This is a genomic window from Micromonospora taraxaci (assembly GCF_007830095.1).
GTDB lineage: Bacteria > Actinomycetota > Actinomycetes > Mycobacteriales > Micromonosporaceae > Micromonospora > Micromonospora taraxaci.
Genome location: NZ_VIWZ01000001.1, coordinates 1617701 through 1630743 on the forward strand (window position 1 = coordinate 1617701; position 13043 = coordinate 1630743).

13 protein-coding genes are annotated in these 13043 nt (G+C 70.8%); 10 read left to right on the forward strand and 3 right to left on the reverse strand.

Going from position 1 to position 13043, the window contains the following annotated elements; all coding sequences use genetic code 11:
• Window positions 1–8 precede the first annotated feature (8 nt).
• Genes FHU34_RS07690 through FHU34_RS07720 form a run of 7 tightly spaced genes read left to right on the forward strand, consistent with a single transcriptional unit; the run spans window position 9 to window position 5543 of the window.
• A complete protein-coding gene (locus tag FHU34_RS07690) occupies window positions 9–806 on the forward strand; it encodes a 2-keto-4-pentenoate hydratase (protein ID WP_145779339.1) in 798 nt (265 codons plus the stop codon).
• Window positions 803–1735, forward strand: a complete 933-nt coding sequence (locus FHU34_RS07695) for an acetaldehyde dehydrogenase (acetylating) (RefSeq protein WP_145779340.1) — start codon at window positions 803–805, stop codon at window positions 1733–1735. The genes FHU34_RS07690 and FHU34_RS07695 overlap by 4 nt, the downstream gene beginning before the upstream one ends.
• Window positions 1732–2823, forward strand: a complete 1092-nt coding sequence (dmpG, locus tag FHU34_RS07700; protein ID WP_145779341.1) for a 4-hydroxy-2-oxovalerate aldolase — start codon at window positions 1732–1734, stop codon at window positions 2821–2823. Before FHU34_RS07695 ends, dmpG begins: the two co-directional genes overlap by 4 nt.
• Complete coding sequence (locus FHU34_RS07705; protein ID WP_145779342.1) at window positions 2820–3593, forward strand: 2-keto-4-pentenoate hydratase; 774 nt, start codon at window positions 2820–2822, stop codon at window positions 3591–3593. Before dmpG ends, FHU34_RS07705 begins: the two co-directional genes overlap by 4 nt.
• Complete coding sequence (locus FHU34_RS07710; RefSeq protein ID WP_145779343.1) at window positions 3590–4012, forward strand: RidA family protein; 423 nt, start codon at window positions 3590–3592, stop codon at window positions 4010–4012. The genes FHU34_RS07705 and FHU34_RS07710 overlap by 4 nt, the downstream gene beginning before the upstream one ends.
• Window positions 4009–4533 (forward strand): 3-hydroxyanthranilate 3,4-dioxygenase, encoded by a 525-nt coding sequence (locus tag FHU34_RS07715; RefSeq protein WP_145779344.1) that lies wholly within the window; start codon window positions 4009–4011, stop codon window positions 4531–4533. The genes FHU34_RS07710 and FHU34_RS07715 overlap by 4 nt, the downstream gene beginning before the upstream one ends.
• Window positions 4533–5543 carry an amidohydrolase family protein gene (locus FHU34_RS07720; protein WP_145779345.1) on the forward strand — a complete coding sequence of 337 codons (1011 nt, stop codon included), beginning with the start codon at window positions 4533–4535 and terminating at the stop codon, window positions 5541–5543. Before FHU34_RS07715 ends, FHU34_RS07720 begins: the two co-directional genes overlap by 1 nt.
• Window positions 5544–5571: 28 nt before the next feature.
• On the opposite strand, the gene FHU34_RS07725 is transcribed toward FHU34_RS07720, so the two are convergent.
• On the reverse strand, window positions 5572–7245 hold the full coding sequence (locus FHU34_RS07725) for an FG-GAP-like repeat-containing protein (RefSeq protein WP_145785480.1): 1674 nt from the start codon (window positions 7243–7245) through the stop codon (window positions 5572–5574).
• Between the two features lie 268 nt (window positions 7246–7513).
• On the opposite strand from FHU34_RS07725, the gene FHU34_RS07730 reads away from it, so the two are divergent.
• The 3 genes from FHU34_RS07730 to FHU34_RS07740 are packed head-to-tail and all read left to right on the forward strand — an operon-like array spanning window position 7514 to window position 9743.
• Window positions 7514–8977, forward strand: coding sequence for an amidase (locus FHU34_RS07730; protein ID WP_145779346.1), 1464 nt, complete (start codon window positions 7514–7516; stop codon window positions 8975–8977).
• A gap of 51 nt (window positions 8978–9028) precedes the next feature.
• Window positions 9029–9349 (forward strand): aa3-type cytochrome oxidase subunit CtaJ, encoded by a 321-nt coding sequence (ctaJ, locus tag FHU34_RS07735; RefSeq protein WP_460717485.1) that lies wholly within the window; start codon window positions 9029–9031, stop codon window positions 9347–9349.
• Window positions 9336–9743 carry a DUF5130 family protein gene (locus FHU34_RS07740; protein WP_088988018.1) on the forward strand — a complete coding sequence of 136 codons (408 nt, stop codon included), beginning with the start codon at window positions 9336–9338 and terminating at the stop codon, window positions 9741–9743. Before ctaJ ends, FHU34_RS07740 begins: the two co-directional genes overlap by 14 nt.
• Window positions 9744–9800: 57 nt before the next feature.
• On the opposite strand, the gene FHU34_RS07745 is transcribed toward FHU34_RS07740, so the two are convergent.
• Both FHU34_RS07745 and pepN read right to left on the reverse strand, forming a co-directional pair.
• The gene (locus FHU34_RS07745; protein WP_145779347.1) at window positions 9801–10364 is read right to left on the reverse strand and encodes a Uma2 family endonuclease; all 564 of its coding nucleotides are present in this window, start codon (window positions 10362–10364) and stop codon (window positions 9801–9803) included.
• Between the two features lie 84 nt (window positions 10365–10448).
• Window positions 10449–12998 (reverse strand): aminopeptidase N, encoded by a 2550-nt coding sequence (gene pepN, locus FHU34_RS07750; protein WP_145779348.1) that lies wholly within the window; start codon window positions 12996–12998, stop codon window positions 10449–10451.
• Window positions 12999–13043 lie beyond the last annotated feature (45 nt).

Here is a 13043-nt window from a genome sequence, read left to right on the forward strand (position 1 = left end):
GAGCGGGCATGGAAGCTGACATCGAGGCCGCCAACCGGGAGTTGGCCGACGCCCGCAGCACCGGCAAGCCGTGCCCACCACTGCGTGGGCGGCTGCTGCCGGAGGGCGACGTCGAGTCCGCGTACCGCGTGCAGCAACTCCAGGCGCGGGCCTGGCAGGGCCGGGGCGAACGCCGGGTCGGCGCGAAGATTGGGCTGACCTCCCGGGCGGTGCAGGAGACCTTCGGGGTGTTCCAACCGGACTTCGGCATGCTGACCGACGCCATGGCGGTCGGCGACGGGGTCGAGGTGCCCATCGACCGGCTGCTCCAGCCTCGGGTCGAGGCGGAGATCGCGTTCGTGCTCGACAAGGACCTCCCAGATCCGCAGATCACGACAGTCGACCTGATCCGCGCTGTCGACCACGTGCTGCCGGCGATCGAGATCGTCGACTCGCGGATCGCCGCCTGGGACATCTCCATCGTGGACACCGTCGCCGACAACGCCTCCAGCGGGCTCTTCGTGCTCGGCACCACCCCGCGTCGGCTCGCCGACGTGGACCTGCGGCTGTGCGGCATGGTGCTGGAGCACGCCGGTGAGCCGGTCTCGGTCGGCGCGGGCGCGGCCTGCCTGGGCAACCCGCTGCACGCCCTGCTCTGGCTGGCCGACACCCTCGCCCGCGCCGGTGACCCGCTGCGGGCCGGGGACGTGGTGCTCTCCGGGGCGCTCGGCCCGATGGTGCCGGTCACCCCCGGTGCCGCGTACGAGGCCCGGATCTCCGGGCTCGGCTCGGTGCGCACCTGCTTCAGCAAGGAGGTTTCCGCGTGACCACTGGGGTGGCGGTGCTCGGTTCCGGAAACATCGGCACCGACCTGATGATCAAGGTGTTGCGGCTGAGTGACAGCCTGCGGATGGTGGCGATGGCCGGCATCGACCCCGCCTCCGACGGCCTGGCGCGGGCCCGCCGCCTCGGCGTCGCCACCACCGCCGACGGCGTGGACGGGCTCGTCGCGATGCCCGAGTTCGCCGACGTCGAGCTGGTCTTCGACGCCACCTCGGCCGGCGCGCACCGACGCCACGACGAGGTGCTGCGGGCGCACGGCCGCACCGTGGTCGACCTGACCCCGGCCGCGCTCGGCCCGTACGTGGTGCCGCCGGTCAACCTCGACGAGCACCTGCACGAGCCGAACGTCAACATGGTGACCTGCGGCGGACAGGCCACAGTGCCGATCGTCGCCGCCGTCCGCCGGGTCACCCCGGTGGCGTACGGGGAGATCGTCGCCTCGATCGCGTCCCGCTCGGCCGGCCCGGGCACCCGGGCCAACATCGACGAGTTCACCGAGACCACGGCCCGGGCCATCGAGGTGGTCGGCGGAGCCGAACGGGGCAAGGCGATCATCGTGCTGAACCCGGCGGACCCGCCGCTGCTCATGCGGGACACCGTCTACTGCCTCTGCCCGGACGCCGACGCCGACACCGACGCCATCGCGGCCTCGGTGGCGGACATGGTGGCGACGGTGCAGGAGTACGTCCCCGGTTACCGGCTCAAGCAGGACGTGCAGTTCGACCGGGTCGAGGCGTACCTGCCGACGCTCGGGCGTCAGCTCACCGCCCTGCAGGTGTCGGTCTTCCTGGAGGTCTCCGGCGCCGGGCACTACCTGCCCGCGTACGCCGGCAACCTGGACATCATGACCTCCGCCGCGCTGCGTACCGCGGAGCGGCTGGTCGCCCTGCGGTCGACGGGAGCGGTGGCATGACCGACCTGTACATCCAGGACGTGACGCTGCGCGACGGCATGCACGCCATCGCCCACCGGTACACCGTCGACCAGGTGCGGACGATCGCCGCCGCGCTGGACGCCGCCGGTGTGGCCGCCATCGAGGTGGCGCACGGTGACGGGCTCGCCGGTTCCAGCGTCAACTACGGCCACGGAGCGGCCAGCGACGCCGAGTGGATCTCCGCCGCCGCCGAGGTGCTGACCACGGCGAAGCTGACCACGCTGCTGCTGCCCGGGATCGGCACCATCGCCGACCTGAAGGCGGCGAAGGCGCTCGGGGTGACCAGCGTGCGCATCGCCACGCACTGCACCGAGGCGGACATCTCCGCCCAGCACATCTCGTGGGCCCGGGAGAACGGCATGGACGTCGCCGGGTTCCTGATGATGTCGCACATGAACGATCCGGCCGGGTTGGCCGAACAGGCCAAGCTGATGGAGTCGTACGGGGCGCACTGCGTCTACGTCACCGATTCCGGCGGTCGGCTGCTGATGTCCGACGTGGCGCAGCGGGTCGACGCGTACCGGCAGGTCCTCGCACCGGAGACGCAGATCGGCATCCACGCGCACCACAACCTGTCGCTCGGGGTCGCCAACAGCGTGCTCGCCGTTGAACACGGCCGGATCCTCGGCGACGGTCCACTCGGGTCGCCGTCGGGTCGGACCGTCCGCGTCGACGCCTCCCTCGCCGGCATGGGCGCGGGCGCCGGCAACGCGCCGCTGGAGGTCTTCGTCGCGGTCGCCGAGCTGCACGGTTGGAAGCACGGCTGTGACGTGTTCGCGCTGATGGACGCGGCCGACGACATCGTCCGCCCGTTGCAGGACCGCCCGGTCCAGGTGGACCGGGAGACGCTCTCCCTGGGGTACGCGGGTGTCTACTCCAGCTTCCTGCGGCACGCCGAGCGGGCCTCCGCGAAGTACGGCGTGGACGTCCGGTCGATCCTGGTCGAGCTGGGCCGGCGTCGGATGGTCGGCGGCCAGGAGGACATGATCGTGGACGTCGCACTCGACCTGGCCGGTACGGAGCGTTCGCGTGACCCGCGGTCGCGGACGGAGGATGACGCAGCATGATCGGACCGGACATCGTGGGGATCGCCGACAAGCTGGGCACGGCGGCCGACACGGCCACCGCGATCCCGCAGCTCGCCGCCGAGACCGGCCTGGACGTGGACGCCGCGTACGCCGTGCAGGCCGCGCTGCTCCAGCGCCGTGTCGACGCCGGTCAGCGGCTGGTCGGCCTGAAGATGGGCCTGACCAGCAGGGCGAAGATGGCCCAGGTCGGCGTGGACGAGGTGATCTGGGGGCGGCTCACCGACGCGATGCGGGTGCCCGACGGTGGCGTGGTGGACCCGGCCGCGTTCATCCACCCCCGGGTCGAGCCGGAGGTGGCGTTCCTGCTGGACCGACTGCCCGAACCGGGCGAGCCGGTCGGCGACTTCGCCGACGCGGTCCGCGCGGTCGCCCCGGCCATCGAGCTGATCGACTCCCGGTACGCGGACTTCCGCTTCTCGCTGCCGGACGTGATCGCCGACAACACCTCCGCCGCCGCGTTCGTGATCGGGGCGTGGTCGCCGGTGCCGGCGGGCCTGGACAACCTCGGCGTGCTGCTGGAGGTCGACGGCCGCGTGGCCCAGGTCGGCTCGACGGCCGCGATCCTCGGTGACCCGCGCCGGGCGCTCGACGAGGGCATCCGGCTGGCCGGGCGGCACGGGGTGCGGTTGGAGTCCGGCTGGGTCTTCCTGGCCGGCGCCGCGACAGCGGCCGTTCCGCTGCGTCCCGGCGCACACGTCCGCGCCGTCGTCGAGAAGCTCGGCACCGCGTCGCTGCGGGCTTCGTCGTGACCGCGCGGGTCGTCGCGGGGAAGGCCGTCCCTCGCGGGGCCTTCCCGCACGTCAAGGTGGCGGGCGGGTTCGTCTTCGTCTCGGGTACGTCGTCGCGGCGGCCGGACAACAGTTTCGCCGGTGTCGAGGTTGACGAACTCGGCACTACCAACCTGGACATCCGGGTCCAGACGCGCACGGTCATCGAAAATGTGCGGGACCTGCTGCGTTCCGTCGGCGCGGACCTCACCGACCTTGTCCAGGTGACGTCGTACCTGGTCAACATGAACGACTTCGGTGGTTACAACGAGGTCTGGGCGGAGTTCTTCGACGCGTCCGGGCCGACCCGTACGACAGTCGCGGTGCACCAGTTGCCGCACCCGCACCTGCTCATCGAGATCCAGGCCGTGGCCCTTCTTCCCTCAGGAGGTCAGTCGTGAGTGAGATCGCCGAACCGTTCAGCTTTCCGGGCTGGATCGCTGACAACCAGCACCTGTTGAAGCCGCCGGTGGGCAACAAGGAGATGTTCCCCGGCGGCGACGACTTCATCGTGATGGTGGTGGGCGGGCCCAACCAGCGCACCGATTTCCACGTGGACCCGTACGAGGAGTTCTTCTACCAGGTCAAGGGCAACATGCACATCAACCTGATGACCCCGGAGGGGCCGCGTACGGTGCACGTGCGCGAGGGTCAGATGTGGATGTTGCCGCGCAACACTCCGCACTCCCCGCAGCGGCCGGAGGCCGGCTCGATCGGTGTGGTCGTCGAGCGGGTCCGTGAGGAGGGCACGCTGGAGACCTTCCAGTGGTACTGCCCCGAGTGCGGCAACAAGGTGCACGAGGTGGAGTTGCAGGTCCGCGACATCGCCGCCGACCTCCCGCCGGTGTTCCAGGCGTTCTACGCCGACGAGGCGGCGCGTACCTGCGCCAACTGCGGCACCCTGCACCCGGGCAAGGGCTGATGCCCGCAGGTGTGGTCGACGTGCACACGCACGTCGTACCGAAGGGGTGGCCGGACCTCGGCGCGGCGTGCGGTGGGTCCGGCTGGCCGTGGCTGCGGGTCGACTCCGAGCGCGCCGCCATGATCATGGTGGGGGAGACGGAGTTCCGCCCGGTCGGCGCCGAGTGCTGGGACGCGTCCCGGCGGCTGGCCGACATGGACGCCGACGGCGTGGACGTGCAGGTGGTCTCGCCGACGCCGGTCTTCTTCAGCTACGACCGCCCGGCCGACCAGGCGGTGAAGGTCGCCCGGATCTTCAACGACCTGACCCTGGAGGTCACCGCCGCCGGCGGCGACCGGCTGGTGCCGTTCTGTCAGGTGCCGCTCCAGGACCCGGACGCCGCCTGCGCCGAGCTGGATCGCAGCCTCGCCGCCGGTCATGTTGGTGTGGAGATCGGCAACCACGTCGGCGACCGGGATCTGGACGACGCCGGTGTGGTTACCTTCCTCCAGCACTGCGCCGACGTGGGGGCGCCTGTCTTCGTCCACCCGTGGGACATGCCGGACGGTCCGCGGCTGGGCCGCTGGATGGCCCGTTGGCTCACCGGGATGCCCGCCGAGACGCACCTGTCGGTGCTGGCGATGATCCTGGGCGGTGTCTTCGACCGGGTGCCCGAGACGCTGCGGATCTGCTTCGCGCACGGTGGTGGCAGCTTCCCGTTCTGGCTCGGCCGCGCCGACAACGCCTGGCACCGCCGGGGCGACCTGGTGCGTGGCGCGTCCGTCGCCCCGCCCAGCAGCTACGTCGACCGGTTCCTCGTCGACTCGGTGGTCTTCGCGGCGCCCGCGCTGCGGCTGCTGGTCGACACGATGGGGGAGGACCGGGTGCTGGTGGGCAGCGACTACCCGTACCCGCTGGGCGAACGGCCGGCCGGCGCGGTGGTCCGCGACGCCGAATTCCTCACCGACGCCCAACGCGACAAGCTCCGATCCGCCAACGCCCTGCGTTTCCTCGGTAGGCCTCGCCCCTGAGGCGCGAGGCCTACCAACGCCGGTCCGGTCAACTCATGCGCAGGATCCCTGACCAGCCGCCGGTGCCGATCGTGCCCGCCGGGCCGAATCCTCCAGCCGTGCCGAGGTGAAGGAGAAGGTCTCCCGAGTCGGTTGTCGCCCACAGGTCCGCGAGGCCGTCGCCGTTCGCGTCGCCGGGTGACACGACGAGCGGTCGGTCCCCTGACGACCAGGTTCCCGTGCTCGCCTGCTGCCGTGGCAACAGGCCGGTCCCGCCCGCGTTCCGGTAGAGCCACAGTTGGCCGGTGCTCCGCTCCCGCGCCCAGAGGTCGACCCGCCCGTCACCGTCGACGTCACCCGGCGCGAGGACGTCCAGGTCGGCCCACTCGACGCCACCGATGTGCAGCGGGGCGGAAGTGGAGACGCCGGGCTTGGTCGCGGGGGCGCCGGCATGCAGCCAGAGCCCGGTGCTCGACTGGGCCAGAAGGTCCGGGTAGCCGTCGCCGGTGAAGTCACCAGGCAACGCGAGCTGTCTGGTGGTGCTCCAAGCGTTCGGCCGGCCGCCCATCGCCACCCGGCTGCCGAGCGCGCCGCTGCCGCTGTTCGGGTAGACCCAAAGATTGTCACCAATCTTGGCCACCACGTCCTCGTGGCCGTCCCCGGTCCAGTCGCCGCGGTGTCCGACCAGCGCGTCTGTCCAGCCACTGGTACCGACTGCGCGATACGGGTTCAGCAGCCGCCCATTCCCGATTCCCGGGTAGAGCCGCAAGGCCCCGCTGGTGTCCACGGCGACCAGATCCGCCCGGCCGTCGTCGCTGAGGTCGCCGGCCACCGCGGAGCCCGGGCGGGTCTCGAACCAGGCAGCGCCTCGAAGGAGCAGATGATCGGAGAGGCCGGGCTCCACCGCGTCGCCGCGCACGGTGTGGAAGTCCTGCGCGGAGAGGAAGATGTGGTCGAACTTCTTTGGGATGCCGCCCACGATGCTGGTCGGTTCACCACTGCGACAAGCTGCCACCGCGGCGTCCAGACAATCCTGCGTGAAGTACTGGCGGTCGTTCTCGTCGACCTCGGCGAAGGAACCCGTGCCGGGGAGGCCGACGCGGATCGGGTCTGTCGCTGGTGAGGTGGGCACCCCGTTCACGTCGGCCCCGATGATCACCGGTAGTCCAGCGGCCCACTGGTCGACGTGTCCCATCATCTCCGACGAGCCGTTGTCCGGCTTGATGTACTGGGCGAGGTGGGTGCTGCAGGCGAGAGTGGCTCGACCGTCCAGAACGGCGCGTGCGCACAGCACCGCGCGTGGCTCCTGCCCGGTGGGGACGGTCAGGTTAGCCACGTACCGATCGGCCGTCGCAGCCTTGACGAAGACGCCGAGACCGTAGCGGTTGTCCCCTGAAGCGTCCCATTTAGCGCATCCCGAGGCGGCCAGGGTGCTGGTCCAGACAGCCTGGTAGCCGAGGTCGCGCAGGGCGCTCCGCAGGCCGATCCACTGCCCGATGCACAGTTCCTGGAGCATCACGGCGTCGGCATTCCAGTCCGTCACCTGTTGGCGAAGGGCCGCAACCCAATCGGCCGTGTCAAGCGGGCTCTGACAATCGTCAGCGCCGCAGACGTTGTAGCTGATGCTGCGCACCGATGGCGCAGTTGACGGATCGACCACATCGGCCCGCGCCGCCGAAACACCACCTGAGAGTGCCGCCGTGACGATGAATATCGTGACCATCCCGGCGAGTGCGGCTCGCCACCGTTGCCACCTGTTCTTCACGACATCCCCGTCCTGACTCTGCGTTCGCCGTTCGGGCGGAGCGTAGTTGTCGACGAACGCGGCGGCTGTCCCTCGATTACGCGAGAGGATGCGGTGGATCTGCTTCGCGCACGCGCCGCATCCGTGGACCGCGTGGCGTAGAGCTACGCCGAGGTCCGGTTGGTCCGTTTTCGGCACGCAGCGCGTGTCGGCTGCGCCGAGGGCCGGCGACCGGCAGGATGGCCTGATGGCCGAGCCGCACGACCTGACCGCGTTGGAGCAGGCAGCCGCCGTCGCGCGTGGCGAGCTGTCCAGCGTCGAGCTGGTCGAGCACCACCTGCGGCGGGTGACCGCCCTCGGTGACACAGTGGGCGCCTTCGTCACCGTCACACCGGACCTGGCCCGGGAAGCCGCCCGTGCCGCCGACGCCGCTCCCACCGACGCACGCGGTCCGCTGCACGGTGTGCCGACCGCCATCAAGGACCTGACCCTCACCGCCGGCGTGCGCACCACCTTCGGTTCGGCGGCCTTCCTCGACTTCGTCCCGCCGGTCGACGCCGACGTGGTCCGGTTCATCAAGGCCGCCGGCCTGGTCAGTCTGGGCAAGACGACAACCTCCGAGCTGGGTTGTTCGCTCTACTCCGAGGGCCGGGTCGCTCCGCCCGCCCGCAACCCGTGGCAGCTGGCGTACACCGCTGGTGGGTCCAGCGGCGGCGCGGCGGCGGCGGTGGCTGCCGGGCTGGTCCCGGTCGCCCAGGGCTCCGATGGTGGTGGTTCGCTGCGCATCCCGGCGTCGCTCTGCGGCCTGGTCGGCTACAAGCCCAGTCGTGGCCTGGTCTCCGGCGGGCCGGTCGGCTCCGGCGCGTTCGGCCTGCCCACCGGTGGCCCGCTCGGACGGACCGTCACCGACGTCGCCGCGCTGCTCGACGTGATGGCCGTGCCGGTGCCCGGCGAGCCCTACCTGTCGCCGCCCGCGCCACCGGAGGGCTATCTGGGTGTGGCCCGCCGGGCCGAGCCCGGCCCGCTGCGGATCGGCCGGTTCACCACGCCGATGCTCGCCGACGAGCCGGTGCACCCCGACTGCGTGGCCGCCGTGGACTCCGCCGCCGCGCTGCTCGCCGCGGCCGGGCACGAGGTGGTCGAGGTCCCGCCGCCGCTCACGCCGGCGGTGTGGCCGCTCTTCGAGATCCTCTGGTACGTGTTGGCGCTCTCCCCGGTGCCGCCGCAACGGGAGGCGGAGCTGCTGCCGTTGACGCGGCTGATGCGCGCCCGGGGTGCCGAGATCAGCGCCGGCACGCTCGCCGCCACCCTGGGGGAGTTGCAGGCGCAGGTCCGCCTCGGCGCCCGCCGCACGGCCGGGGTCGATCTGCTGCTCTGTCCCACCCTGGCCGCCCCGCAGGCGCCTGTGGGCTGGTTCACCGCCGATGGTGACCCGGCGGCCGACTTCGACAGGCAACGCCGCTTCTCGCCCTACTGCGCCGTCTTCAACGTCACCGGCGATCCCTCCGTCTCCCTGCCGGTGGGCAGCACGACCGACGGACTGCCCGTCGGGGTGCTGCTCACGGGCCGGTACGGTGACGACGCGCGGCTGATCGCGACCGCTGCGCAACTGGAGAACTCAAGTGACGGATGGGATCGGCACCCCGCAATCTGGCGGGCCGCCGACTCCGCTAACGTGAATGGTGACGGCGTCGGGTGGCCGGCATCATGATCGTCCATTCGACCCGGCTGTTCGAGGTCGTCCTTCTTCCGCCTGGGGGCGTTGGGATTGTCTGTTACCGAGACGTTGCTGGTCTTCGTCGGCATCCCGCTGGCCGCGGTGCTGGTCATCACTGGTCTCACCTACGCCGGCAGCCGTGGTGGTGCCACCACCGGCGGGGGTGGCGCCAAGCGCTACCGCCCGGGCCGGCCCTTCGACTTCACTCCGGTCTGGTTCCTGGGCCGCCCGGAGCAGCTGGCCGACTCGGCCGGCACCGCGCTGACGGCGGGGGCGCAGGCGCCCGCGCTGACCAGCCGCAAGCTTGAGCAGGCCAGCGTCGAGGCGCCGGCCGGTGGAACCGGAGGCGCAAGTGACCGTTGGTGAGAAGCAGACCGGGTCGGAGAATCCGCCCGAGGTGCTGGACGGGCCCTTCTCGACCCGCCAGTTGCTGCGCATCGACGAGGCGTTGCGCCTCGCCGACCAGGGCACCGGCCTGGTCTTCTCGGTCTTCGTCGGTGGTCTCGACGAGCCCGTACGGGAGCACGCCCAGCGGCTGCACCGCCAGCTCGCCGACCCCGACAAGTCGGTGCTGATCGCGGTGTCGCCCAACCAGCGTCAGCTGGAGATCATCACCGGGCGGTACGCCCGCAAGCGCATCCCGGACACGTACGCGAAGCTCGCCGCGCTCTCCATGGCCGGCGCGTTCAGCGGCGGCGACCTGGCCGGCGGCATCATCAACGGCCTCGACCAGCTCGCCAGCCACGCCGGCAAGGGCTGAGCCCCTCCTCCTACGACGAAGCCCGGCCCGCTGGAAAGCGGGCCGGGCTTCTCGCGTTCAGCGGGGCCAGACGCTCGGCTCCAACCTCATCGTCCACGGCTCATCCACGGTTACCGCGTCGTCCGGCCCGACGGTGCCCAGCAACTCGTAATGGTCGCCCTTGCCGAGCCGGTAGCGGTAAATCACCGGACCGAAGTCGCCCCGCTCCACCCGCCAGTAGTGCGAAATGCCTGCCTCGGCGTAGAGAGCAGGTTTGGTGAAGCGGTCGTGGCGACGGCTCCCGGTGGACTCGACTTCCAGGACGAGCTCGATGTTCGACGGTTCTGCCCACATCCGCCCGCGCGCTGCGCTTGGTCGCAACACGGTCAGATCGGGGATGAGATTCCCGCCGGGGACCTGCACCCCGATCTCTCGGATCACGCGCCAACCAGCCGGAGCCGCCTGACGGATCGCCATCCGGATCTCGTCGGCCAGCTCATGGTGCTCTGGACCGGCTGGTGGTGTCACGTGCAGGCTCCCGTCGATGATCTCGTAGCGGTTACCGTCCTCAGGCAGGTCGGACAGGTCCTGCTCGCGCCAGCCCCGCTCCGGGGGTTGCCATTGGTAGGTCGGCTGTGCCATCGCGTCCACCTCCTTCCGCAACCATAACGGCCCGGGCCGGCGTGAGCTCTCAGCCCACACCGGCCCGGGCCGTGTACTCGCTGGTCAGCTCTGCTGGGCGTCCTTCGCGCGGGCCTTCAACGCCCGCACCACACCATCGCGACCCTCGGCGACCAACCGGCGCAGCGGGCCGGGGTGCCCGTCGCCGGCCAGCCACGCGTCGGTGGCCGCCACAGTGTCGTCCTCCACCAGGTAGGTCGGGTACGCCAACTGCGCGAACTCCTGCGCCGGCTCGCTGTCCCGAGTGGCCCACACCTGTGCGACGGTCGCGAAGTACCGCTCCCGGTACGGGGCGATCAGCTCCACCTGCGTCGGGTGCGCGAAGCCCTGCAACAGCGCCCGGTGCCGCCAGTTCGGCAACGCGTCGGGGCCGGTCAGCAGCGCCCACAGGGCGGCCTTGTTCTCCGCCGTCGGCACCAGAGCCTGGGCGTACGCGGCCTCCCGCTCACCGCTGGCGGTGCGGTCGCCGGCCAGCTCCGCCTCGATCTCGGCGGCACCCGCCGCGCCGTTCGCCACCAGGGCGGCGAGGACCGACCACCGCAACTCGGTGTCCACGGTCAGCCCGGCCGGGATTCCGGTGCCGTCCAGCCAACCCCGCAACGTGGCCAGATCCTCGTCGGAGCGTGCCGCCGAGGTGAACGCGCGAGCCCAGGCGATCTGGAAACCGCTGCCCGGCTCGGCGTTGGCGAGCGCGTCCCGGGCGGTCCGGGCCAGGTCGGCCCAGCCGGTCGGAGCCCAGGCCGGGTCGGCGTACACGGTGAGCGTGGTGGTCGCCTGCCGCAGGGTGGCGGTGACCAGGTTGATGTCGGTCTCGGCGGGCAGCCCGCTCAGCGTCAGCGCCACGTAGTCGCGGGCGGACAGCTCCGCGTCGCGGGTCATGTCCCACGCGGCGGTCCAGCACAGCGCCCGGGCCAGCGACGACTCGAAGCCACCGATGTGCTGCACCACAGTCGCCATCGAACGCTCGTCGAGGCGCAGCTTGGTGTAGCTCAGGTCGTCGTCGTTGAGCAGCAGCACGTCGGCGGCGCGCACACCGCGCAGCTCGGCGAGGTCGGTCCGCTCGCCGGTCACGTCCACCTCGTACCGCTCACGGCGGACCAGTCGCCCGTCGGTCAGGTCGTAGAGACCCACGCCGATCCGGTGCGTCCGCAGCGTCGGGTAGGCGGTCGGCGCCTCCTGCAGGACCGCCACCTGCTCGTATGTGCCGTCCGCGCCGATGGTCACCTCGGGGCGCAACGTGTTGACCTGCGCGGTCTCCAGCCACTGCGCCGCGAACTTGCGCAGCTCCCGGCCGGAGGCCGCCTCCAACTCGGTGAGCAGGTCGTCGAAGGTGGCGTTGCCCCAGGCGTGCTTGCCGAAGTAGGCCCGCAACCCGGCGACGAACGGCTCCTCACCCACGTACGCGACAAGCTGCTTGAGCACGCTCGCGCCCTTGGCGTAGGTGATGCCGTCGAAGTTGACCTCGACGGCCTCCATGTCCGGCATCTCGGTGTAGACCGGGTGCGTGGAGGAGAGCTGGTCCTGCCGGTAGCCCCAGTTCTTCCGAATGGACAGGAACGTCGTCCACGCCTCGGTGAACCGGGTGGCGTTGGTGTTGCACCAGTGGCTGGCCCACTCGGCGAACGACTCGTTGAGCCACAGGTCGTTCCACCAGCGCATGGTGACCAGGTCACCGAACCACATGTGGGCCAGCTCGTGCAGGATCGTGTTGGCCCGCTGCTCGTACTCGAAGTCGGTGACCTGCGAGCGGAACAGGTAGTGCGACTCGGCGTGGGTGACGCAGCCGAAGTTCTCCATCGCGCCGGCGTTGAAGTCGGGCACCCAGAGCTGGTCGTACTTCGGCAGCGGGTAGCGCACACCGAACTTCTCGTGGAAGAAGTCGAAGCCCTGCTTGGTGACCAGGAACAGGTCGTCGGAGTCGAGGTAACGCGCCATCGACGCGCGGCAGAACACGCCCAGGTCGATGCCGTCGTGGCTGTCCCGCACCTCGTGGTACGGCCCGGCGCACATCGCCGTGATGTAGGTGCTCATCCGCGGCGACTCGGCGAAGTGGAGCGTCTTGAGCGCCTCACCCGCCGGCTCCTCCCGCTGCACCGGCATGTTGGACACCGCCCGCCAGTGCGCCGGCACCGTGGCATGCCAGGTGTAGACGCTCTTCAGGTCAGGCTGGTCGAAGCAGGCGAACACCCGCTGCGCGTCGGCGGTCTCGAACTGGCTGTAGAGGTACGTCTCGCCGTCCACCGGGTCGACAGTGCGGTGCAGCCCCTGACCGCTGTTGGAGTAGGCGAAGTCGGCGTCGACCACCAACGTGTTGTCGCTGTCCAATCCGGACAGCACCAGGCCCTTCTCGGCCGACCACTCGGAGAGGTCGACCGGGGTGCCGTTCAGCGTCGCGGACCGCACCGAGTCGGCGGCCAACTCGATGAACGTGCTCGCACCTGGTTCTGAACAGCGGAAGCGAACCTCGGTGACGGACCGGAACGTACGGCCGTCCGCCGCCAGCACGGCGCTCGACAGGTCCAGCCTGATGTCGTACCCCGTCACGTTGAGCAGGCGGGCCCGCTCGGTCGCCTCCACCTGCGTCAGGTTGCGCACTCCCGGCACTGTTCGTCTCCATCCCACTTCACGCCGACGCCCGGC

Coding starts and splice junctions, on each gene's coding strand:
- dmpG (WP_145779341.1), top strand. CDS start 1,732: ATGACCGACCTGTACATCCAGGACGTGACGCTGCGCGACGGCATGCAC.
- FHU34_RS07730 (WP_145779346.1), top strand. CDS start 7,514: ATGGCCGAGCCGCACGACCTGACCGCGTTGGAGCAGGCAGCCGCCGTC.
- FHU34_RS07705 (WP_145779342.1), top strand. CDS start 2,820: ATGATCGGACCGGACATCGTGGGGATCGCCGACAAGCTGGGCACGGCG.
- FHU34_RS07725 (WP_145785480.1), bottom strand. CDS start 7,245: ATGGTCACGATATTCATCGTCACGGCGGCACTCTCAGGTGGTGTTTCG.
- FHU34_RS07690 (WP_145779339.1), top strand. CDS start 9: ATGGAAGCTGACATCGAGGCCGCCAACCGGGAGTTGGCCGACGCCCGC.
- FHU34_RS07720 (WP_145779345.1), top strand. CDS start 4,533: ATGCCCGCAGGTGTGGTCGACGTGCACACGCACGTCGTACCGAAGGGG.
- FHU34_RS07745 (WP_145779347.1), bottom strand. CDS start 10,364: ATGGCACAGCCGACCTACCAATGGCAACCCCCGGAGCGGGGCTGGCGC.